This is a genomic window from Streptomyces sp. NPDC014889, assembly GCF_043081205.1.
GTDB lineage: Bacteria > Actinomycetota > Actinomycetes > Streptomycetales > Streptomycetaceae > Streptomyces.
In genome coordinates, this window is the sequence record NZ_JBIBWH010000005.1 from 450,597 (window position 1) to 473,076 (window position 22,480).

At 71.3% G+C, this 22,480-nt stretch carries 21 protein-coding genes; 19 read left to right on the forward strand and 2 right to left on the reverse strand.

Going from position 1 to position 22,480, the window contains the following annotated elements; all coding sequences use genetic code 11:
• Positions 1-46 precede the first annotated feature (46 nt).
• The 15 genes from ACF09J_RS12600 (at position 47) to ACF09J_RS12670 (ending at position 15,867) form a co-directional block, all read left to right on the forward strand.
• The gene (locus ACF09J_RS12600) at positions 47-976 is read left to right on the forward strand and encodes an ABC transporter permease (protein ID WP_392305379.1); all 930 of its coding nucleotides are present in this window, start codon (positions 47-49) and stop codon (positions 974-976) included.
• A 19-nt stretch (positions 977-995) separates the two neighbouring features.
• On the forward strand, positions 996-1,778 hold the full coding sequence (locus ACF09J_RS12605) for an ABC transporter ATP-binding protein (RefSeq protein ID WP_392305380.1): 783 nt from the start codon (positions 996-998) through the stop codon (positions 1,776-1,778).
• Positions 1,779-2,139: 361 nt separating this feature from the next.
• On the forward strand, positions 2,140-3,036 hold the full coding sequence (gene hpnC, locus ACF09J_RS12610; protein ID WP_392305381.1) for a squalene synthase HpnC: 897 nt from the start codon (positions 2,140-2,142) through the stop codon (positions 3,034-3,036).
• Positions 3,033-3,980, forward strand: a complete 948-nt coding sequence (gene hpnD / locus ACF09J_RS12615; RefSeq protein WP_392305382.1) for a presqualene diphosphate synthase HpnD — start codon at positions 3,033-3,035, stop codon at positions 3,978-3,980. Before hpnC ends, hpnD begins: the two co-directional genes overlap by 4 nt.
• 5 nt (positions 3,981-3,985) lie before the next feature.
• The gene (locus ACF09J_RS12620) at positions 3,986-4,120 is read left to right on the forward strand and encodes a DUF6380 family protein (protein ID WP_392305430.1); all 135 of its coding nucleotides are present in this window, start codon (positions 3,986-3,988) and stop codon (positions 4,118-4,120) included.
• A complete protein-coding gene (hpnE, locus tag ACF09J_RS12625; protein WP_392305383.1) occupies positions 4,117-5,547 on the forward strand; it encodes a hydroxysqualene dehydroxylase HpnE in 1,431 nt (476 codons plus the stop codon). The genes ACF09J_RS12620 and hpnE overlap by 4 nt, the downstream gene beginning before the upstream one ends.
• Positions 5,544-6,683 (forward strand): polyprenyl synthetase family protein, encoded by a 1,140-nt coding sequence (locus tag ACF09J_RS12630; protein ID WP_392305384.1) that lies wholly within the window; start codon positions 5,544-5,546, stop codon positions 6,681-6,683. Before hpnE ends, ACF09J_RS12630 begins: the two co-directional genes overlap by 4 nt.
• A gap of 119 nt (positions 6,684-6,802) precedes the next feature.
• A complete protein-coding gene (gene shc, locus ACF09J_RS12635) occupies positions 6,803-8,842 on the forward strand; it encodes a squalene--hopene cyclase (RefSeq protein ID WP_392305385.1) in 2,040 nt (679 codons plus the stop codon).
• Complete coding sequence (locus tag ACF09J_RS12640) at positions 8,842-9,483, forward strand: 1-hydroxy-2-methyl-2-butenyl 4-diphosphate reductase (RefSeq protein WP_392305386.1); 642 nt, start codon at positions 8,842-8,844, stop codon at positions 9,481-9,483. The genes shc and ACF09J_RS12640 overlap by 1 nt, the downstream gene beginning before the upstream one ends.
• A gap of 5 nt (positions 9,484-9,488) precedes the next feature.
• Complete coding sequence (gene hpnH / locus ACF09J_RS12645) at positions 9,489-10,511, forward strand: adenosyl-hopene transferase HpnH (RefSeq protein ID WP_392305387.1); 1,023 nt, start codon at positions 9,489-9,491, stop codon at positions 10,509-10,511.
• Positions 10,512-10,515: 4 nt separating this feature from the next.
• Positions 10,516-11,691 (forward strand): flavodoxin-dependent (E)-4-hydroxy-3-methylbut-2-enyl-diphosphate synthase, encoded by a 1,176-nt coding sequence (gene ispG, locus ACF09J_RS12650; RefSeq protein ID WP_392305388.1) that lies wholly within the window; start codon positions 10,516-10,518, stop codon positions 11,689-11,691.
• 30 nt (positions 11,692-11,721) lie between these two features.
• A complete protein-coding gene (gene dxs / locus ACF09J_RS12655) occupies positions 11,722-13,659 on the forward strand; it encodes a 1-deoxy-D-xylulose-5-phosphate synthase (RefSeq protein ID WP_392305389.1) in 1,938 nt (645 codons plus the stop codon).
• A complete protein-coding gene (locus tag ACF09J_RS12660) occupies positions 13,656-15,038 on the forward strand; it encodes an aspartate aminotransferase family protein (protein WP_392305390.1) in 1,383 nt (460 codons plus the stop codon). Before dxs ends, ACF09J_RS12660 begins: the two co-directional genes overlap by 4 nt.
• Before the next feature lie 86 nt (positions 15,039-15,124).
• Complete coding sequence (locus ACF09J_RS12665; protein ID WP_392305391.1) at positions 15,125-15,748, forward strand: helix-turn-helix domain-containing protein; 624 nt, start codon at positions 15,125-15,127, stop codon at positions 15,746-15,748.
• Positions 15,745-15,867, forward strand: a complete 123-nt coding sequence (locus ACF09J_RS12670) for a DUF6126 family protein (protein WP_392305392.1) — start codon at positions 15,745-15,747, stop codon at positions 15,865-15,867. The genes ACF09J_RS12665 and ACF09J_RS12670 overlap by 4 nt, the downstream gene beginning before the upstream one ends.
• A 31-nt stretch (positions 15,868-15,898) precedes the next feature.
• Here the strand turns inward: ACF09J_RS12670 and ACF09J_RS12675 are convergent, their stop codons facing one another.
• Positions 15,899-16,696: a tyrosine-protein phosphatase gene (locus tag ACF09J_RS12675; RefSeq protein WP_392305393.1), complete on the reverse strand. Its 798-nt coding sequence runs from the start codon at positions 16,694-16,696 to the stop codon at positions 15,899-15,901.
• Positions 16,697-16,870: 174 nt separating this feature from the next.
• Here ACF09J_RS12675 and ACF09J_RS12680 point away from each other — a divergent pair, with 174 nt between their 5' ends.
• Together ACF09J_RS12680 and ACF09J_RS12685 are read left to right on the forward strand one after the other, a co-directional pair.
• Positions 16,871-18,943 (forward strand): alpha-galactosidase, encoded by a 2,073-nt coding sequence (locus ACF09J_RS12680; protein ID WP_392305394.1) that lies wholly within the window; start codon positions 16,871-16,873, stop codon positions 18,941-18,943.
• A 145-nt stretch (positions 18,944-19,088) separates the two neighbouring features.
• Positions 19,089-19,874, forward strand: coding sequence for an SGNH/GDSL hydrolase family protein (locus tag ACF09J_RS12685; RefSeq protein WP_392305431.1), 786 nt, complete (start codon positions 19,089-19,091; stop codon positions 19,872-19,874).
• A 32-nt stretch (positions 19,875-19,906) separates the two neighbouring features.
• Here ACF09J_RS12685 and ACF09J_RS12690 read toward each other — a convergent pair whose 3' ends face one another.
• Entirely contained in the window at positions 19,907-20,491 is a 585-nt protein-coding gene (locus ACF09J_RS12690) for a carboxymuconolactone decarboxylase family protein (RefSeq protein WP_392305395.1), read from the reverse strand.
• Positions 20,492-20,639: 148 nt separating this feature from the next.
• Between ACF09J_RS12690 and ACF09J_RS12695 the strand changes: the two genes are divergently transcribed.
• Both ACF09J_RS12695 and ACF09J_RS12700 read left to right on the forward strand, forming a co-directional pair.
• Positions 20,640-21,878 (forward strand): MBL fold metallo-hydrolase, encoded by a 1,239-nt coding sequence (locus tag ACF09J_RS12695; RefSeq protein ID WP_392305396.1) that lies wholly within the window; start codon positions 20,640-20,642, stop codon positions 21,876-21,878.
• A 297-nt stretch (positions 21,879-22,175) separates the two neighbouring features.
• Positions 22,176-22,469 carry a LysR family transcriptional regulator gene (locus ACF09J_RS12700; protein ID WP_392305397.1) on the forward strand — a complete coding sequence of 98 codons (294 nt, stop codon included), beginning with the start codon at positions 22,176-22,178 and terminating at the stop codon, positions 22,467-22,469.
• The last annotated feature ends 11 nt before the right edge of the window (positions 22,470-22,480 follow it).

Genomic DNA, 22,480 nt, shown 5'->3' on the forward strand with positions numbered 1-22,480 from the left:
GTACATCCGCACTGGCAGCGCATCTCGAAGACGAAAGTTTCCACTTGTGAGTGAGACAACGCATGACGGCGGCGTCGCCCTCGGCGCGGCTCCGTCGCCCGACGAGGGCCTCACCGCGGCCCAGCTTGCCGACAAGTACGGGCTGTCCGTCAGCGGCGCCCGGCCCTCGCTGAGGGATTACGTCCGGCAGCTCTGGGGTCGGCGCCACTTCATCCTGGCCTTCTCCCGGGCGAAGCTGACCGCCCAGTACAGCCAGGCCAAGCTCGGCCAGCTCTGGCAGGTGGCGACACCGCTGCTGAACGCCGCCGTCTACTACTTCATCTTCGGCGTCCTCATCCACGCCACCCGGGGACTCGACCGGCACACGTACATCCCGTTCCTGGTGACCGGGGTGTTCGTGTTCACCTTCACCCAGACCTCGGTCATGGCCGGCGTGCGCGCCATCTCCGGCAACCTTGGGCTGGTGCGCGCGCTGCACTTCCCGCGCGCCTCCCTGCCGATCTCGTTCGCGCTCCAGCAGCTCCAGCAGTTGCTGTACTCGATGATCGTGCTGTTCCTCGTGGCCATGGCCTTCGGCAGCTACCCGGGCCTGTCCTGGCTGCTGATCGTGCCGGCGCTGGCGCTGCAGGTCCTGTTCAACACCGGCCTTGCGCTGATCATGGCCCGGCTGGGTGCCAAGACCCCCGACCTTGCCCAGCTCATGCCGTTCGTCACGCGGACCTGGATGTACGCGTCGGGCGTGATGTTCTCCCTCAGCGGCATGCTCGCGGGGAAGCCCGAGTGGCTCATCCGGCTGATGCAGGTCAACCCCGCCGCCATCTACATGGACCTGATCCGCTTCGCGCTGATCGACGGCTACGGCTCCTCGCACCTGCCGCCGCACGTGTGGGCCGGCGCCATCGGCTGGGCCGTGCTCGCCTTCGTCGGCGGCTTCGTGTACTTCTGGCAGGCGGAGGAGAGGTACGGCCGTGGCTGACCAGGACCACTCTCAGGACATGCGTGACAACGGGCCGCAGGTGCCCACCGTGATCGCGGACGAACTGCACATCGTCTACCGCGTCAACGGCGCCAGGACCGGCAGGGGCAGCGCCACCGCCGCACTCAGCCGCATCCTCAAGCGGGGCTCCGACGACGAGGCGCGGGGCGTGCGCAAGGTGCACGCCGTCAGGGGCGTCTCCTTCGTCGCCCACCGCGGCGAGGCGATCGGTCTGATCGGCTCCAACGGCTCCGGCAAGTCCACGCTGCTGCGTGCCATCGCCGGCCTGCTGCCCGCCGAGAGGGGTCGGGTCTACACCGACGGCCAGCCCTCGCTGCTCGGCGTGAACGCGGCGCTGATGAACGACCTCACAGGCGAACGCAACGTCATCCTGGGCGGGCTCGCCATGGGGATGTCGCGCGAGGAGATCAGGGAGCGCTACCAGGGGATCGTCGACTTCTCCGGCATCAACGAGAAGGGCGACTTCATCACGCTCCCGATGCGCACGTACTCCTCCGGCATGGCCGCCCGGCTGCGCTTCTCCATCGCCGCCGCCAAGGACCACGACGTCCTCATGATCGACGAGGCACTGGCCACCGGCGACCGCAAGTTCCAGAAGCGGTCCGAGGCGCGCATCCGGGAGCTGCGCAAGGAGGCCGGCACCGTCTTCCTGGTCAGCCACAACAACAAGTCGATCCGTGACACCTGCGACCGGGTGCTGTGGCTGGAGCGCGGGGAACTGCGCATGGACGGCCCTACCGAAGAGGTGCTCAAGGAGTACGAGAAGTTCACGGGCAAGTAGCCCGCAGGCGTCAGGGCCCCGCCGGAACGCGTCCGGCGGGGCCCCTCGTCCGCAAAGGATGCGTCAACTCGCGCCGTCCTGAGGAATCTTGACAGCAATCGGTGTGTTGTTGTGATGTGCGGGAGACCCCCCGCGCGGCTGGCTGCGTTGTACAACGTAAGCTGTACCGGTCCCGGAAAGCGGCAAGTGGGGAGATAATGCGCGACACCCTCCGCCGACGCCGCCGCGCGGACGGCCGGGCGGCGTGTCCGAAATAGTGTGTGTTGGGTCGGCAGTGTAGAACGGGAGATGTGACGGCAATGGCTACGGAAACTCCCCAGCTCAACGCAGCAGGTGCCGTCACCGTGCCGGGCAGTGGACGATGACGTGGACAACGACGGCGCGCGACCCCGAGCGCGCCACTCTCGACAAGGCCGCGGGTGAGAACTTCCCCGTGGCACCGTTCTTCCTGCCCAGGGCGTGGCGTGTCGACCTGATGGCTGTCTACGGCTTCGCCCGTCTCGTCGACGACATCGGCGACGGCGACCTGGCCCCCGGCGGCGCGGACGCCCGGCTGCTCGGCGTGTCGCCCGGCGAGGCCGAGGACCGCCTGGTCCTCCTCGACGCCTTCGAGGAAGATCTGCGCCGGGTCTTCGACGGCGCCCCGCGCCATCCCCTGCTGCGCCGGCTCCAGCCCACCGTCCGCCGCCGCTCACTGACCCCCGAGCCGTTCCTCGGCCTGATCGCCGCCAACCGTCAGGACCAGCTCGTCACCCGGTACGAGACCTACGAGGACCTCCTCGCCTACTGCGAACTGTCGGCCAACCCCGTGGGCCGCCTCGTCCTCGCCGTCACCGGCACCTCGACCCCCGAGCGGATCCGCCGCTCCGACGCCGTCTGCACCGCCCTCCAGATCGTCGAGCACCTCCAGGACGTCCGGGAGGACCTCGGACGGGACCGCATTTATCTGCCCGCCGCCGACATGAAACGTTTCCACGTGCAGGAGTCCGATCTCGCCGCGCCCACCGCGGGCGCATCGGTGCGCGCCTTGGTCGCGTACGAAGCGGAACGCGCCCGCGGTCTGCTGAATGAAGGCGCCCCCCTGGTGGGTAGCGTCCACGGCAGGTTGAAGCTGCTGCTCGCGGGGTTCGTGGCGGGGGGAAGGGCGGCGATCCGGGCGATCGCCGCCGCCGAATACGACGTACTTCCCGGCCCGCCCAAGCCCGGCAAGACCCGGTTGCTGCGCGAGGTGGGCCTGACTCTGCGAGGAGAGGGGTGATCCGGGCCGTGGAGTCGGAACACGTGTCCGCGCCGGTGCTCGCCGCCTACAGCTACTGCGAGGCGGTCACAGGGCAGCAGGCCCGCAACTTCGCCTACGGCATCAGACTGCTGCCGACGGCCAAGCGGCGGGCGATGTCGGCGCTGTACGCGTTCTCCCGGCGCGTCGACGACATCGGCGACGGAGCGCTGCCCGCCGACGTGAAGATCACCCGTCTGGAGGACACGCGGGCCCTGCTCGGCCGGGTCCGCGACGGCGCGGTCGAGGACGACGACACCGACCCCGTGGCCGTCGCGCTCGCCCACGCCGCCCGGGTCTTCCCGATCCCGCTCGGCGGCCTGGACGAACTCATCGACGGCGTCCTGATGGACGTCCGCGGCGTGAGCTACGAGACCTGGGAGGACCTGAAGGTCTACTGCCGCTGCGTGGCCGGCGCCATCGGACGGCTCTCCCTCGGCGTGTTCGGCACCGAGCCGGGCGCGCGCGGCGCCGAACGCGCCGCCGAGTACGCCGACACGCTGGGGCTCGCGCTGCAGCTCACCAACATCCTCAGAGACGTCCGCGAGGACGCCGAGGGCGGCCGCACCTACCTGCCCGCCGACGACCTCGCCAAGTTCGGCTGCTCGGCCGGGTTCCACGGGCCGACGCCGCCGGAGGGCTCCGACTTCGCGGGCCTGGTGCACTTCGAGGTGCGGCGGGCCCGCGCGCTGTTCGCCGAGGGCTACCGGCTGCTGCCCCTGCTGGACCGGCGCAGCGGCGCCTGCGTCGCCGCCATGGCCGGCATCTACCGCCGCCTGCTCGACCGCATCGAGCGCGACCCGGAGGCCGTGCTGCGCGGCCGGGTCTCGCTGCCCGGACACGAGAAGGCGTACGTCGCCGTGCGCGGCCTGTCCGGCCTCGACGCCCGGTACGTGTCCCGGCAGACCGTCAGGAGGCGCGCCTGATGGCGATGTCAGCGCACGGTGGGGCCACCGGCGAGAAGAGGCGGGCAACCTCCGGGTGCCGGGCGGCGTCCCTGACGGCAACGGTCGCCCGCGAGGCCCCCGCTCATCGCGGCGGACGCACAGGGGAGGGCGCACGATGACCGACGGCACACGGCGGGACGGACCGCTCGACGACGTCACGGGACCGGCGGGACGGCACGCCGTCGTGGTCGGCGGCGGTCTGGCCGGCCTCACCTCCGCGCTCGCGCTCGCCGACGCCGGCATGCGCGTGACCCTCCTCGAGGGCAGACCCCGCCTGGGCGGGCTCGCCTTCTCCTTCCAGCGCGGCGACCTCACCATCGACAACGGGCAGCACGTGTACCTGCGCTGCTGCACCGCCTACCGCTGGTTCCTGGACCGGATCGGCGGCGCCGCGCTCGCCCCGTTGCAGGACCGTCTCGAGGTGCCCGTCGTCGACGCGGCGAGACCCGAGGGCCGGCGGCTCGGCACGCTGCGGCGCGACGCGCTGCCCGTGCCCCTGCACCTGGGGCGCAGCCTCGCCACCTATCCGCACCTCTCGCTCGCCGAGCGGGCCCGGGTGGGTCGCGCCGCGCTCGCGCTCAAGGGCCTGGACCTCTCCGATCCGACCCTGGACTCACAGGACTTCGGCAGCTGGCTGGCCGAGCACGGCCAGTCGGCGCGCGCCGTCGAGGCCCTGTGGGACCTGGTCGGGGTCGCCACCCTCAACGCGGTCGCGGGCGACGCCTCGCTGGGGCTCGCCGCGATGGTGTTCAAGACCGGACTGCTGTCCGACGCGGGAGCGGCCGACATCGGCTGGGCCCGCGTCCCGCTGGGCGAACTGCACGACCGGCTGGCCCGCAGGGCGCTCGACTCCGCGGGCGTGCGTACCGAGGTCCGGACACGCGTCACCTCCGTCTCCCTCAACGGAAACGGGAGCTGGAACGTTCAGGTTCCCGGCGAGAACCTGCTCGCGGACGCGGTCGTCCTCGCCGTACCGCAGCGCGAGGCCCACGGCCTGCTGCCGCCCGGCGCCCTGGACGCGCCGGACCGGCTGCTCAGGATCGGCACCTCGCCGATCCTCAACGCCCACGTCGTCTACGACCGCACGGTGCTGAACGCGCCCTTCTTCGCGGCCATCGGCACACCGGTGCAGTGGGTCTTCGACCGCACCGAGGCGGCCGGCCTGAAGCAGGGTCAGTACCTCGCGGTGTCCCAGTCGGTGGCGCAGGACGAGATCGACGCGCCGGTCGCCGTACTGCGCGAGCGCTATCTGCCCGAACTGACGCGGCTGCTGCCCCGCGCCCGCGGGGCCGAGGTGAAGGACTTCTTCGTGACCCGGGAGCGCACGGCGACGTTCGCCCCGGCCCCCGGCGTCGGACGGCTGCGGCCCGGCGCCCGCACCAAGGTTCCCGGCCTGTACCTGGCCGGAGCGTGGACCGCCACAGGGTGGCCCGCGACCATGGAGAGTGCGGTCCGCAGCGGTGTGAAGGCGGCCGAGGCCGCGCTGAGCGCCCTGGGCCGGCCCCGCCCGAGCCGTCTCTTCGCCATCGAGGAGGCGGCGGCATGACGTTCGATCAGCAGCCCGCGGCGGGCCCCCGCACCTCCGGCACCGCAACAAGAGGAGAGACTGTGCCCACTGTGCCCCCGGCCTCGCCGGCCGCTCGGAGGACCGCGGTGGACGTGACCGCGCTGTTGGAGCGCGGCCGGACCCTGGCCACGCCGGTACTGCGGGCGGCCGTCGACCGCCTGGCGCCCCCGATGGACACCGTCGCCGCCTACCACTTCGGCTGGATCGACGCCCAGGGCAACCCGGCGGCCGGGGACGGCGGCAAGGCCGTGCGCCCGGCCCTGGCCGTGCTCTCCGCCGAGGTCGCCGGGGCCGCGCCCGAGGCCGGTGTGCCCGGCGCGGTCGCCGTGGAGCTGGTCCACAACTTCTCCCTGCTGCACGACGACCTGATGGACGGCGACGAACAGCGCCGCCACCGCGACACGGTCTGGAAGGTGCACGGCCCCGCCCAGGCCATCCTGGTCGGCGACGCGCTGTTCGCCCTGGCCAACGAGGTGCTGCTGGAGCCGGGCACCGCCGAGGCCGGCCGCGCCGCCCGCCGCCTGACCAGCGCCACCCGCGCCCTGATCGACGGTCAGGCGCAGGACATCTCCTACGAGCACCGCGACCGGGTCAGCGTCGCCGAGTGCCTGGAGATGGAGGGCAACAAGACCGGCGCCCTGCTCGCCTGCGCCTCCTCCGTCGGCGCGGTCCTCGGCGGCGCGGACGACCGCACCGCCGACACCCTGGAGACGTACGGGTACCACCTCGGCCTGGCCTTCCAGGCCGTAGACGACCTCCTCGGCATCTGGGGCGACCCGGGCGCCACCGGCAAGCAGACCTGGAGCGATCTGCGCCAGCGCAAGAAGTCCCTGCCGGTCGTCGCCGCGCTCGCGGCGGGCGGCCCGGCCTCCGAACGGCTCGGCGAGATCCTCGCCGCCGACGCCAAGAGCAGCGACTTCGCGAACTTCTCCGAGGAGGAGTTCGCGGCCCGCGCCGCCCTCATCGAGGAGGCGGGCGGCCGGGAGTGGACGGCCGAGGAGGCGCGCCGTCAGCACACCATCGCCATCGAAGCCCTCGACGCCGTCGACATGCCCGAGCAGGTACGGGCCGCGTTCACGGCGCTCGCCGACTTCGTCGTCGTACGAAAGAGATGATCACTATCGGTCGAACCAGCCTCGCGTAGTCGCCGGCCGGTGCCGCAAGGAGGTTTCAGGCACCGGCCGACGGCGGACCCACAGCAGCACGACTTGCACGACTGCACGAAGGGGAAGCCATGACAGCGACGACCGACGGAAGCACCGGGGCGACACTGCCGACCCGCGCTGCCGCGGCCAGTGAAACCGTACTCAGCACCCCCGAGGCGGCCGGGGTACAAGAAGCCGCCGCGGCCGCCGTCAGGCGGGCCACCGACTTCCTGCTCGCCCAGCAGGACGCCGAGGGCTGGTGGAAGGGCGACCTCGAGACGAACGTCACCATGGACGCCGAGGACCTGCTGCTGCGCCAGTTCCTGGGCATCCTGGACGAGGACACCACTCGGGCCGCCGCGCTGTTCATCCGCGGAGAGCAGCGCGAGGACGGCACCTGGGCCACCTTCTACGGCGGCCCGGGCGAACTCTCCACCACCATCGAGGCGTACGTCGCCCTCCGGCTGGCCGGCGACGCGCCGGACGACCCCCACATGGCCCGGGCCTCCGCCTGGATCCGCGAGCAGGGCGGCATCGCCGCCTCCCGTGTCTTCACCCGGATCTGGCTGGCTCTGTTCGGCTGGTGGAAGTGGGAGGACCTGCCGGAGCTGCCGCCCGAGCTGATCTGGTTCCCCAAGTGGTTCCCGCTCAACATCTACAACTTCGGCTGCTGGGCGCGGCAGACGATCGTGCCCCTGACCGTCGTCTCGGCCAAGCGCCCGGTGCGTCCGGCCCCGTTCCCGCTCGACGAGCTGCACACCGACCCCGGCAACCCCCGTCCGCCGCGGCCGCTCGCCCCGGCGCGCACCTGGGACGGACTGTTCCAGCGGCTCGACATGGTGGTGCGCGGCTACCGCGGCGTCGCCGTGCGCAGGGTGCGCGAGGCCGCCATGAACTCGGCCGCCCGCTGGATCATCGAGCGCCAGGAGAACGACGGCTGCTGGGGCGGCATCCAGCCCCCGGCCGTGTACTCGGTCATCGCCCTGTACCTGCTCGGCTACGACCTCGAACACCCGGTGATGCGGGCGGGCCTGAAGTCGCTGGACCGCTACGCGGTGTGGCGCGAGGACGGCGCCCGCATGATCGAGGCCTGTCAGTCGCCGGTGTGGGACACCTGCCTGGCCACCATCGCCCTCGCCGACGCCGGACTGCCCGCCGACCACCCCCAGTTGGTCAAGGCTGCCGACTGGATGCTGGGCGAGCAGATCGTCCGACCCGGCGACTGGGCGGTGCGCCGTCCCGGACTGCCGCCGGGCGGCTGGGCGTTCGAGTTCCACAACGACAACTACCCCGACATCGACGACACCGCCGAGGTCGTCCTGGCCCTGCGCCGGGTCAGGCACCACGACCCGGAGCGGCTGGACAAGGCCATCGGGCGCGGGGTGCGCTGGAACCTCGGGATGCAGTCGAAGGACGGCGCCTGGGGAGCCTTCGACGCCGACAACACCAGCCCGTTCCCCAACCGGCTGCCGTTCTGCGACTTCGGCGAGGTGATCGACCCGCCCTCGGCGGACGTCACCGCGCACGTCGTGGAGATGCTCGCCGCCGAGGGCCTCACCCACGATGCGCGCACCCGGCGCGGCATCGAATGGCTGCTGGCCGAACAGGAGCCGGACGGCTCGTGGTTCGGCCGCTGGGGCGTCAACTACCTCTACGGCACCGGGTCGGTCGTGCCCGCCCTGACCGCCGCGGGCCTGCCCGGCTCCCATCCGGCCGTCCGCCGCGCGGTGAGCTGGCTGGAGAGCGTGCAGAACGACGACGGCGGCTGGGGCGAGGACCTGCGCTCCTACAAGGACGCCGAGGAGTGGAGAGGCAGGGGCGCCTCCACCGCCTCGCAGACCGCCTGGGCCCTGATGGCCCTGCTGGCCGCGGGGGAGAAGGACTCCAAGGCCGTCGAGCGCGGAGTCGAGTGGCTCGCGGCCACCCAGCGGGAGGACGGCTCCTGGGACGAGCCGTACTTCACCGGCACCGGCTTCCCCTGGGACTTCTCCATCAACTACCACCTGTACCGGCAGGTCTTCCCGCTCACCGCGCTCGGCCGGTACGTGCACGGCGAGCCACTCGCCGGCCGGCGCCCCACCACCGGTTCCCTCGCCGACCGGCCCGGCGCCGAGGCCAAGGGGAGCTGATGCGCACACAGCCCGGACCGGCCCCGCTGCTGATCGCCTGCGCGCTCGGCATCGAGCGTCTCGCCCTGCGCGCCGGCGACCGCGGCGGAGCCGGCGGGCCGGTCACCGTCCTGCGGACGGGCATGGGGCCCAAGGCGGCGGAACGCTCCGTCACCCGGGTCCTCGCCGGCCCGCCGCTGGACCGGGCCGCGGTGCTCGCCACCGGCTTCTGCGCGGGACTCGCCCCGGGCATGCACCCCGGCGACCTCGTCGTCGCCGAGGAGACCCGGGACCCGCGCGGCACCGTCCCCTGTGTGGGCACCGAACTGCTCGTCAAGGAACTCACCCGCACCCTGCCCGGGCGCACCGTGCACACCGGGCCGCTCACCGGCTCCGATCACGTCGTGCGCGGACCCGAGCGGTCCGACCTGCGCGCCACCGGCGCGATCGCGGTCGACATGGAGTCGGCGGCCACGCTTCTGAGCGCCGTGCGTACGGGCGTGCGCCCTGTTGCGGCCGTGCGGGTGGTCGTGGACGCTCCAGAACATGAACTCGTCCGGATCGGTACGGTGCGCGGTGGAATATCGGCCTTCCGTGTTCTTCGTTCCGTCCTGCCGACTTTTTTCGAATGGCACCGTAATGTGCTGCTCCCCCGGAGGTGAGCCAGATGGCCATGCCGCTGCGCCAGTCCATCAAAGTCGCCACATACCTGGCCGAACAGAAGGTCCGCAAGCGGGACAAGTTCCCGCTGATCGTCGAGCTCGAACCGCTTTTCGCCTGCAACCTCAAGTGCGAGGGCTGCGGCAAGATCCAGCATCCGGCCGGAGTGCTCAAGCAGCGCATGCCCGTCGCCCAGGCGGTGGGAGCGGTACTGGAGTCCGGCGCGCCGATGGTGTCCATCGCGGGCGGCGAGCCCCTGATGCACCCGCAGATCGACGAGATCGTCCGGCAGCTCGTGGCCAAGCGGAAGTACGTCTTCCTGTGCACCAATGCGCTGCTGATGCGCAAGAAGATGGACAAGTTCAAGCCGTCCCCCTACTTCGCCTTCGCGGTGCACATCGACGGGCTGCGCGAGCGGCACGACGAGTCGGTGGCGAAGGAGGGCGTGTTCGACGAGGCGGTGGAGGCCATCAAGGAGGCCAAGCGGCGCGGCTTCCGGGTGACCACCAACTCCACCTTCTTCAACACCGACACCCCGCAGACCGTCGTCGAGGTGCTCAACTTCCTCAACGACGACCTCAAGGTCGACGAGATGATGATCTCGCCCGCCTACGCCTACGAGAAGGCGCCCGACCAGGAACACTTCCTGGGCGTGGAGCAGACCCGCGAGCTGTTCAGGAAGGCCTTCGCGGGCGGCAACAGGCGCCGCTGGCGGCTGAACCACTCCCCGCTGTTCCTCGACTTCCTCGAGGGCAAGGTCGACTTCCCGTGCACCGCGTGGGCGATCCCGAACTACTCCCTGTTCGGCTGGCAGCGCCCCTGCTACCTGATGAGTGACGGGTACGTGCCGACGTACCGGGAACTCATCGAGGACACCGACTGGGACAAGTACGGCCGGGGCAAGGATCCGCGCTGCGCCAACTGCATGGCGCACTGCGGCTACGAGCCCACCGCCGTACTGGCCACCATGGGATCGCTGAAGGAGTCCCTGCGCGCGATGCGCGAGACGGTCTCCGGAAACCGGGACTGACGCCATGGCCGTCATTCCTCTGGGCGTCCCCGAGGTACCGGCCCGGCCGATCGCCGAGCGGCGCGTGTCGCGGCAGATCGACGTCGGGCCGGTGGCGGTCGGGGGCGGGGCCCCGGTGTCGGTGCAGTCGATGACGACGACGCGTACGTCGGACGTCGGTGCGACGTTGCAGCAGATCGCGGAGCTGACGGCGTCGGGCTGCCAGATCGTGCGGGTGGCGTGTCCGACGCAGGACGACGCGGACGCGCTGGCGACGATCGCGCGGAAGTCGCAGATCCCGGTGATCGCTGACATCCACTTCCAGCCGAAGTACGTCTTCGCGGCGATCGAGGCGGGCTGTGCGGCGGTGCGGGTGAATCCGGGCAACATCAAGCAGTTCGACGACAAGGTCAGGGAGATCGCGAAGGCGGCGAAGGATCACGGCACGCCGATCCGGATCGGGGTGAACGCGGGGTCGCTCGACCGCCGGCTGCTGCAGAAGTACGGGAAGGCGACTCCGGAGGCGCTGGTGGAGTCGGCGCTGTGGGAGGCGTCCCTGTTCGAGGAGCACGACTTCCGGGACATCAAGATCTCGGTCAAGCACAACGACCCGGTCGTGATGATCGAGGCCTACCGTCAGCTCGCGGAGAGCTGTGACTATCCGCTGCACCTGGGTGTGACGGAGGCCGGTCCGGCGTTCCAGGGCACGATCAAGTCGGCGGTGGCCTTCGGCGCGCTGCTCTCCCGGGGCATCGGTGACACCATCCGCGTCTCGCTGTCCGCGCCGCCGGTCGAGGAGGTGAAGGTCGGCATCCAGATCCTGGAGTCGCTGAACCTGCGTCAGCGCGGTCTGGAGATCGTGTCGTGTCCGTCGTGCGGTCGTGCGCAGGTGGACGTGTACAAGCTGGCGGAGGAGGTCACCGCCGGTCTGACCGGTTTGGAGGTGCCGCTGCGGGTCGCGGTGATGGGCTGTGTCGTCAACGGTCCGGGCGAGGCCCGTGAGGCCGACCTCGGGGTGGCCTCCGGCAACGGCAAGGGGCAGATCTTCGTCAAGGGGCAGGTCATCAAGACCGTTCCGGAGTCGCAGATCGTGGAGACCCTGATCGAGGAGGCCATGAAGCTCGCGGAGGGGATGGGGCAGGACGACGCCGCTTCCGGCGGCGGCACCGTCACGGGGACACCGACAGTGACAGTGAGTTGAAGTACGGCACGGACCGAGAGGGGGCCCAGCGTGACCATTCTGGAGAGCATCCGGGGACCACGCGACCTGAAGGCGCTGTCCGAGGCGGAACTGGGTGAACTGTCCGACGAGATACGTGAGTTCATGGTGCAGGCGGTCTCCAGGACCGGCGGTCACCTCGGGCCCAACCTGGGGGTGGTGGAGCTCACCGTCGCACTGCACCGGGTCTTCGAGTCGCCGGTCGACCGGATCCTGTGGGACACCGGTCACCAGAGTTATGTGCACAAGCTTCTGACAGGGCGTCAGGACTTCTCCAAGCTGCGCGGCAAGGGAGGGCTGTCCGGCTACCCCTCGCGCGAGGAGTCCGAGCACGACGTCATCGAGAACAGCCACGCCTCCACGGCGCTCGGCTGGGCCGACGGACTCGCCAAGGCCCGCCAGGTGCAGGAGGAGAAGGGACACGTCGTCGCCGTCATCGGCGACGGCGCGCTGACCGGCGGCATGGCCTGGGAGGCGCTGAACAACATCGCGGCCGCCCGGGACCGGCCGCTGATCGTCGTCGTCAACGACAACGAGCGGTCCTACGCGCCGACCATCGGCGGCCTCGCCAACCACCTGGCCACCCTGCGCACCACCGACGGCTACGAGAAGGTCCTGGCCTGGGGCAAGGACGTGCTCCAGCGCACCCCGGTGGTCGGCAGCACCCTCTACGAGTCGCTGCACGGCGCGAAGAAGGGCTTCAAGGACGCGTTCGCGCCGCAGGGCATGTTCGAGGACCTGGGGCTGAAGTACCTCGGCCCGATCGACGGGCACGACATCAAGGCCGTCGAGTCGGCGCTGCGCCGTGCCAAACGCTTCCACGGCCCCGTCCTGGTCCACTGCCTCACCGAGAAGGGCCGCGGCTACGAGCCCGCGCTGGCCCACGAGGAGGACCACTTCCACACCGTGGGCGTGATGGATCCGCTCACCTGCGAGCCGCTCACCCCGGCCGGCGGGCCGTCCTGGACCTCCGTGTTCGGCGACGAGATCGTGCGGATCGGCGAGGAGCGGGACGACGTCGTGGCGATCACCGCCGCCATGCTGCACCCGGTGGGCCTCGGCAAGTTCGCCGAGCGGTTCCCGGACCGGGTGTGGGACGTGGGCATCGCCGAGCAGCACGCGGTCGTCTCGGCCGCGGGGCTCGCCACCGGCGGTCTGCACCCGGTCGTCGCCGTCTACGCCACCTTCCTCAACCGTGCCTTCGACCAGCTCCTGATGGACGTCGCCCTGCACCGTTGCGGGGTCACCTTCGTCCTGGACCGGGCCGGAGTCACCGGCGTCGACGGGCCCTCCCACAACGGCATGTGGGACATGTCCGTGCTCCAGGTCGTGCCCGGGCTCAGGATCGCCGCGCCACGCGACGCCGACCAGTTGCGCGCCCAGCTGCGCGAGGCAGTCGCCGTCGACGACGCGCCGACCCTGATCCGGTTCCCCAAGGAGTCGGTCGGGCCGCGGATCGAGGCCGTCGGCCACGTCGGCGGCATGGACGTACTGCACCGCGCGGAGACTTCCGACGTGCTGCTGGTCGCCGTGGGCGTGATGGCGCCGGTCTGCCTCCAGGCCGCCGAACTGCTCCAGGCGCGGGGCATCGGCTGCACCGTCGTCGACCCGCGCTGGGTCAAGCCCGTCGATCCGGCGCTGCCGGACCTCGCCGCCGGGCACCGGCTGGTGGCCGTGGTAGAGGACAACAGCCGCGCGTCCGGCGTGGGCGCCGCGGTCGCCCTGGCGCTCGGTGACGCCGAAGTCGACGTACCGGTACGCCGGTTCGGCATCCCGGAGCAGTTCCTCGCGCATGCCAAGCGCGGGGAGGTACTGGCCGACATCGGGCTCACCCCGGTCGAGGTCGCCGGACGGATCGGCGCGAGCCTGGCCGTGCGGGAGCAGGCCGGGACGCTCCCGGCGCAGGACGGCGCCGGGGTCGTCATGGCAGTCAAGGAGACCACCCAATGACCACGGAGTTCGACCTCGGCGCCCTGCTGGCCGAGCGCGGCGCCGAGCGCTACGAGCTGCACGCCAGGCACCTCAACCACCAACTGCCGCGGATGCTGCACACCATCGGCTTCGACAAGGTCTACGAGCGGGCCGAGGGCGCGTACTTCTGGGACGCGGAGGGCAACGACTACCTCGACATGCTCTCCGGGTTCGGGGTGATGGGCCTGGGCCGCCACCACCCCGTCGTCCGCAAGGCGCTGCACGACGTGCTGGACGCCCAGCTCGCCGACCTCACCCGCTTCGACTGCCAGCCGCTGCCCGGGCTGCTGGCCGAGCGGCTGCTCGCGCACAGTCCCCACCTCGACCGGGTGTTCTTCGGCAACAGCGGCACGGAGGCGGTGGAGACCGCGCTGAAGTTCGCCCGCCGCGCCACCGGCAGAGGGCGGATCCTGTACTGCGAGCACTCGTTCCACGGACTGACCACCGGCTCGCTGTCCGTCAACGGCGAGGAGGGCTTCCGCGACGGCTTCGCCCCGCTGCTGCCCGACACCGCCGTCCCGCTCGGCGACCTCGACGCGCTCGAACGGGAGCTGAGGAAGGGCGACGTGGCCGCCCTGATCGTCGAGCCGATCCAGGGCAAGGGCGTGCACGAGGCGCCGCCCGGCTGGCTGCGCGCCGCGCAGGAACTGCTGCACCGGCACAAGGCGCTGCTCATCGCCGACGAGGTGCAGACGGGCCTCGGCCGCACCGGGGACTTCTACGCCTACCAGCACGACGACGGGGTCGAGCCGGACCTGGTCTGCGTGGCCAAGGCCCTGTCCGGCGGCTATGTGCCGGTGAGCGCGACCCTCGGCAGGGACTGGATCTTCAAGAAGGTCTACTCCTCGATCGACCGGGTGCTGGTCCACTCGGCGAGCTTCGGGTCCAACGCCCAGGCCATGGCGGCCGGGCTGGCCGTGCTGTCCGTGATGGAGAACGAGCAGATCGTGGCCAACGCCAGGGCCACGGGCGAGCTGCTGAAGTCCCGGCTGGCCGCGCTCACCGACCGCTACGAGCTGCTCGCCGACGTGCGCGGCCGCGGCTTGATGATCGGCATCGAGTTCGGGCGGCCGAGGTCGCTGAAGCTGCGCGGGCGCTGGACGATGCTCCAGGCGGCCCGCAAGGGGCTCTTCGCGCAGATGGTGGTCGTCCCGCTGCTGCAGCGGCACCGTATCCTGACCCAGGTCTCCGGCGACCACCTGGAGGTGATCAAACTGATCCCGCCGCTGGTCGTCGGGGAGGCGGAGGTCGACCGGTTCGTCGACGCCTTCACCGCCGTGATGGACGACGCGCACGGCGGCGGCCTGATGTGGGACTTCGGAAAGACGCTGGTCAAGCAGGCCGTCGCCAACCGGTGAGCGGAGCCGGGCAAGACTCTTTCGCGCCGCTTTGCCTCTGAGGCAAGAAATTTGCCTTAGGGGCAAAGCGGCGGTGCAATGGAGGCATGAGCTCTCCAGAGTCCCAGCCCTCGGCGGGGCCGGTCGACGACCTGCCCGCCGTCGCGCCGCAACTGCGCGCGCTGCGCCGCCGTGCCGCCCTGACCCTGGAGGCCGCGGCCCGCGCCGCCGGGCTGTCGCCCGCCCACCTCTCCCGCCTGGAGACCGGGCAGCGCCAGCCCTCGCTGCCGATGCTGCTCGCGCTCGCCCGTGTCTACGGTACGACCGTCTCCGAACTGCTCGGCGAGAACGTCGCCGAGCGGGACGCGATCGTGCGCGCCGAGGACATGGAGCCGACGCGGGCCGGCGGCTGGACGTACTGGCAGGCCGGCGCGTCCGGCCGCGGGATGCAGGCCCTGCGGGTCCGCGTCCCGCACGGCTCCCAGGGCGACATCGTGCGCGTGCACCCCGGCGAGGAGTGGCTGTACGTCCTCACGGGGCGCCTCAGGCTCCGCCTCGGGGACGCCACGCACCTCCTCCTGCCGGGCAGCAGCGCGCACTTCGACTCGCTGACCCCGCACCGCATCGCGGCCGAGAAACCGGACGGGGTCGAGCTCCTCTTCGTCCACACCCTGTTGCAGAGTCCCACGGCCGCGCTGTGCCTGGGCCCCCACATCGGAGACATGCCATGACCGACATGGAAGAGAAGTTCCCGCGCGCCCTGTGGGTCCGGCTCGTCATCTACACCGTCGTCGGGCACTTCTTCGCCGGGTTCGTCTGGTTCCTGTTCTCGGTCGGCGGCTCCAAGTGAGGGCCCGGACGACGGCCGGGGTGCCGGCCGGTCAGTCCAGCAGCCGCTCGCGCAGCCGCTCCCGGGTGGCCGGAGCCAGCCGCAGCCCCCGCTCCAGGTAGGAGTCGACGCCGCCCCAGGTCTCCTCGATGGTCTCCAGGGCCGCCGCCAGATACTCGGCGCGCGCCTCGAACAGGGGACTGAGCAGTTCCATGACCTCGGGGGAGTAGGCCGCGGCCGAGGTGCCGCTGCGGTGCACCTTGTAGCGGCGGTGCTTGGCGTTCGACTCCAGGTAGTCGGCGACGATCGCGTCCCGCTCCACGCCGAGGGCGAGCAGGGTCACGGCGATCGACAGGCCCGCGCGGTCCTTGCCCGCCGCGCAGTGCATCAGGACCGGGACGCAGTCCTCGGCGAGCGCGTGCAGCACCTGGGAGTGCTCGCCGGTGCGCTCCTTGATGAGCAGGCGGTAGGACGAAATCATCCGGTGCGCGCCCTTGCCGTCGTCCAGGACGGAACGCAGCTCGTCGAGGTCGCCGTCGCGGACCATCTTCCAGAACTCGGCGCCGTCCGCCGGGTCGCTCAGCGGCAGGTTCACATGGCGCACGCCCGGCAGCTCGATGTCCGGGCCCTCCAGCCTGACGTCGGCCGCGTTGCGGAAGTCGAAGATCGTGTGCAGGCCCAGGGAGCCGAGGTAGGACGCGTCCTCGTCGGTCGCGTGCGCGAGGTGGCCGCTGCGGAACAGCATCCCGTGCCGCACCCGCCGGCCGTCCACGGTCGGCAGCCCGCCCACGTCCCGGAAGTTGCGCACTGCGGCCAGCTCTGGCTCGGTCGAGGGGACCTGCTGCGTCACGGAGACTCCTCCCTTTCGGCCCCGCCGTCACGGTGCGTCGGCGGGCGCGGCTTCGACCATACGACACGGCTGCCCGGGCCAACGGGTTGTCCACAGGCGTTGCACCCGGCGCCCGCGCCCCCCGATGATGGCGGGTGCGTGCGCGGACCGGTTCGGACCTGTGGGGGACGGAACATGCTGGAGACCGCCGACGACGGACGTACATGGCTGCTGACCGGGCCCACGAGCGGTTACGCCGTCCATCTGACCGGGCGCGGTGAACTGCTCCACCTGCACTGGGGCCCGAGGATCGGCCTCGCCGACGCCGAGGCCCTGGCCGCCCGTCCGCTGCCGGACGCCCGCCCCTTCGAGTCCCCGCTGGACGGACACGAGGAGTACCCGGTCGAGGGCGGCCCCCGCTTCACGCGGCCCGCGCTGTCCGTGCGCACCGCCGAACGGCGCGGCACCGAATGGACCTTCGGGGGATACGGGACCGAGGGCGACGAACTGCGACTGCTGTTCCACGACTCTGGGCTGGACATCACCCTGCACTACCGCATGCGCGGGGACGTCGTCGAACGCCGGGTCAGCCTCGCCAACCGGGGACCCGGGGCCGTGGAGGTGCTGCGCGCCGACTCCGCCACCTGGACCCTCCCCGAGCGGGACGGCTGGCGGCTGTCCCACCTGCACGGCCGCTGGGCCGCCGAGTCCCGGCTCGTGCGCACCGGCCTCACCTACGGCGAACAGGTCATCGGCAGCCGCCGCGGCCACACCGGCCACCAGCACCTGCCGTGGGTCGCCCTGGACACCGACGCCACCGAGGATCACGGCGAGGTCTACGGCTGCGCCCTGGGCTGGTCCGGCTCCTGGCGGATCGCGGTCGCCCAGCTCCCGGACGCGCGCGTGCAGATCACCGGGGGCGCCGGGCACGACGACTCGGGACTGCTGATGCTGCCGGCCGGAGAGACGTACACCGGCCCCGTCTTCGCCGGGCTGTGGAGCGACGGCGGGCACGGCGGCGCGAGCCGCGCCTGGCACGCCTACCAGCGGCGGTACGTCATCCCCGACGCGGACCGGGACCGGCCGGTGCTCTACAACTCCTGGGAGGCCACCCGGTTCGACATCTCCGAGGAGCAGCAGGCGGCACTCGCGCGGCGGGCGGCCGAGATCGGCGTGGAACTGTTCGTCGTCGACGACGGCTGGTTCGGCGCCCGCACCAGCGACCGCGCCGGACTCGGCGACTGGTGGCCCAACCCCGACCGATTCCCCGGCGGTCTCAAGCCGCTCGCCGACCGGGTGCACGGCCTCGGCATGCGGTTCGGCATCTGGGTCGAGCCGGAGATGGTCAACCCCGACAGCGACCTGTACCGCGCGCACCCCGACTGGGTGCAGCACCAAGCGGGGCGCACACGCACGGAGTTCCGCAACCAGCTCGTCCTCAACCTCGCGCGCGAGGACGTGCGCGAGCATCTGTGGGATCGGCTGGACGCCCTGCTCTCCAGCGCCCCGATCGACTATGTGAAGTGGGACTTCAACCGCTCCTTCACCGACGCCGGCTGGCCCGGGGAGCCGTACCCGCAGAGCCTGTGGACCGGCCATGTGCGCGCGCTCTACGCCCTGGTGGACCGGCTGCGGGCCGCGCACCCGGACGTCGCCTTCGAGTCCTGCTCGGGCGGCGGCGGCCGGATCGACCTCGGCGTCCTGTCCCGTACGGACCAGGTGTGGACCTCCGACAACACCGATCCGCTGGACCGGCTCGCCATCCAGCACGGCTTCAGCCAGATCCATCCCGCGCGGGTCATGGCCGCCTGGGTCACCGACAGCCCCAACACCCTGCTCAACGGGCGGGCCAGCACGCTGCGTTTCCGCTTCGTGAGCTCCATGGCGGGGGTGCTCGGCGTGGGCGGCGACCTCACCCGGTGGACGGAGGAGGAACTCGCCGAGGCCGGTGACTGGATCGCCCTCTACAAGGAGATCCGGCCGGTGGTCCAGCGCGGCGACCTGTACCGGCTGCGGGCCCCGCGGGGCGGGCTGAGCGCGGTGCAGTACGTCCTCGGCGACGACACCGTCGTCCTCGCCCTGCTCCAGGCGCAGCACCACGGTGAGCCCGTGCCCGCGCTGCGGCTGCGCGGACTGGACCCGGCGGCGTCGTACGTGTGCGGGGACACCGGGGAAGTGCACCGGGGCGCCGTGCTGCTGCACCACGGGCTGCGTACCGGGTTGCGGGGCGACTTCGACGCGACGGTCGTCAGGCTGCGGCGCGTGTGACGGCCTCACGTATTCCCGCCGGGGGCTCTCGGCCGGAGTGGCTTTTCTCACCGCCCGTCAACCCTTTCCTACGGTCGCGTAGGCCACATTCGAAGGTGAATCATGGGCCGACGTGGCAGACGATTCGAAGAGTGACAGCACATCAGTGATCGGGTCGTACGTGGCGGTGGGGGACAGCTTCACCGAGGGCGTCGGCGACCCCGGCCCCGACGGGGCGTTCGTCGGCTGGGCCGACCGCCTCGCCGTCCTGCTCGCCGACCGGCGGCCCGAGGGCGGCTTCCAGTACACCAACCTCGCCGTGCGCGGGAAACTGCTCGACCAGATCGTGGCGGACCAGGTGTCCCGGGCGGTCGAACTCGCCCCGGACCTGGTCTCGTTCTGCGCCGGCGGCAACGACATCATCCGCCCCGGCACCGACCCGGACGACGTGGCCGAGCGCTTCGAGAACGCGGTCGCCCGGCTCGCCGCCGTCGCGGGCACGGTGATGGTGACCACCGGCTTCGACACACGGGGCGTGCCCCTGCTCAAGCATCTGCGCGGCAAGATCGCCACGTACAACGGGCATGTGCGGGCCGTCGCCGACCGCCACGGCTGCCCGGTGCTCGACCTGTGGTCGCTGAGGGCCGTCCAGGACCGCCGTGCCTGGGACGACGACCGCCTGCACCTGTCGGCCGAAGGGCACACGCGGGTGGCGCTGCGGGCCGGCCAGGTCCTCGGACTCGACGTCCCGGCCGACCCGGAGCAGCCCTGGCCGCCGCTGCCGCCCCGCGGCACGCTCGAGGTCCGCCGCGACGACGTCCACTGGGCCCGCGAGTACCTGGTCCCGTGGATCGGCCGCCGTCTGCGCGGAGAGTCCTCCGGCGACCATGTGACGGCCAAGGGCACCCTGTCCCCCGACGCCATCAGAACCCGGATCACCTCCGTGGCCTGACCCGCGAGGTGGAGCCGGGTGCGTCGTAAGGGTCAGTCCCTCGCTTCCGCGTTGTCCGTGGGCTGTGCGGCGCCCGGGATCTCGCAGGTGTCCTTGAAGCCCTGGCTCTGCAGGCCCAGGGCGGAGTTCATGCGGGAGCGCAGGTTCTCCACCGCCACCACCGCGGTCAGTTCCACCAGGGCCGGCTCGCCGAGCCGGTCGCGCAGGCGGTCGGCCAGGGCGTCGTCCACCGTGGGCGGGGTGGCGGTCATGGCCTCGGCGTACGCCAGGACGTCGCGCTCCAGCGGCGTATAGGCGTCGCTGTCCCGCCACACCGGGACGTCGTGCAGTTTCTCGGGCGCCATGCCGCGCTCCCGGGAGACCCAGTGGCCGAAGTCGATGCACCACGAGCAGCCGATCGCGGCGGCCGACGCCATCTCGGCGAGCGCCTTCAGATCGGGGTCGAGCCTGTTCCACTTCGCCAGCGACTGCTCGAACCGCAGGTCGCTCCACAGGACCCGCGGATTGTGCGCGAGCGCCCGTGCGGGGTCCAGCACCTTGCCGTAGGCGCGCCTGCTGTACCACTCGACGAGGCGGAACATACGGGTGCGGGGCGGGGTGAGCGAGACGCGGGCCATGGCGGCCACCTCCAGTGATATCGGTTCCGTGAGCACCTCGCGGGGTGCCTGCACCGGTACGACGGACGGGAGCCCGCGGATGTGACATCCGGGTCGTCGCGGCGGCCCGACATAATGGAAAGCCTGACCGACTCCACCTGGAGGTAGCGTGGCAGGATTCCGTCCTTCGAACCAGGGGCTCCGCGCACTGCGGCCCGAGGCCTTCGGCGCGGACCCGAGCGGGGAGCGCATGGCGCGCATCCGCAGATCACCCCATTTCAAGGACGGCGTCTTCCAGAACCCCGGCGGCCCGGCCCGGACCCGGCCCTCCGGCTCGACCCCGGCGTTCGCCAGGCGCTACCTCGACAAGGACGAGCGCCGGCGCCGTGCCCCGCGCGGCACCGTGCCCGTGCACGCCACCACCCTCGCCGATCTCGCCAGGCCCCCGGCCACCGGTCTGCGGCTGACCTGGATGGGACACTCCGGCGTCCTCGCGGAGATCGACGGGCAGCGGGTGCTCTTCGACCCCGTGTGGGGCGAGCGCTGCTCGCCGTTCCCCTTCGTCGGGCCCCGGCGGCTGCACCCGGCGCCGCTGCCGCTGGCCGCGCTCGGCCCGGTCGACGTCGTCGTCATCTCCCACGACCACTACGACCACCTCGACCTGCCCACCATCAAGGCGCTGGCCGGCACGGACACCCTGTTCGCCGTTCCCCTCGGCGTCGGCGCCCACCTGGAGCACTGGGGCGTGTCCGCCGACCGCCTGCGCGAACTGGACTGGCACGAGGCCACCAGGGTCGGCGGGCTCACCCTGACCGCGACCCCCGCCCGCCACTTCTGCGGCCGGGCCCTGCGCAACACCCAGCACACCCTGTGGGCTTCCTGGGCCGTCGCGGGCGAGGAGCACCGGATCTACCACAGCGGTGACACCGGCTACTTCGAGGGCTTCCGGCAGATCGGCGCCGACCACGGACCGTTCGACGCGACGATGATCCAGATCGGTGCGTACTCCGAGTTCTGGCCGGACATCCACATGACGCCCGAGGAGGGGGTCCGGGCCCACCTCGACCTGCAGGGGAGCGCGCCGTCCGGCGTGCTGCTGCCGATCCACTGGGGCACCTTCACCCTCGCCCCGCACGCCTGGGCCGAGCCCGGCGAGTGGACGAAGGACGCGGCCGAGGAGGTGGGACAGGCGGTGGCGCTCCCGCGGCCCGGGGAGCCTTTCGAGCCCGCGGGCAAGGTCCCCGCGGAGCCGTGGTGGCGACCGGTGTCCGCGCCCCTCGCCCACCCGTGGCGCCGCGCCGCCGAGAGGCCGGAGGCCGCCCCTGACGCCGAGGCTGTCCTGACGGCCCCGACGGCACCCGCCGCCCCGGCCGCACCGGGCGATCTCGACCTCGCCGGCGACCGGTGACGCCCGTCCCGGGTGACCTCTTCGCCGGAAATCTCTGAGAACTCCCCGATCGAGTTCGTCCTTTTCCTCCGACTCGATGCGGACATTCGGCGACTTCGGCTGCGCGGCAATGCCGACTATCTGCGGCAAGCACGTGCCGCGCAGCCTGCTGGAAATACCTAAACCTCACTGACCAGGCAAAGCTCCACAGATCCCGTTCTACACCTGACGTGGCAGCTTCCTGCAAGCGCCGTACCGTGCGACGGAATCGCATGTTAAAGTTTCGGCACTTAACAATCTGTTAATTGTGAGGCGATTATGCACGAACGCGAGTTGCGCGCTTTTGTCGCGATTGCCGAAATAGGTCGAATGGACCTCGCAGCCAAGCAGCTCGGATACTCGCAACCGGCAATAAGTTACCAGATCATATGCCTTGAGAGATCTCTGGGTATCAAGCTGTTCACCCGTAATTCAGGTGGCACCACTCTGACCCGTGAAGGGCAGATGATCCTGTCCTCGGCGCGCGCGACTCTGATGCTGATCGAGAACATCAAGAGAGAATGCATGGAATTCAGCAGAGCGCCCGTGGCCGTCTCGAGCCTGGTGCCCTGACCCCCGAGCCG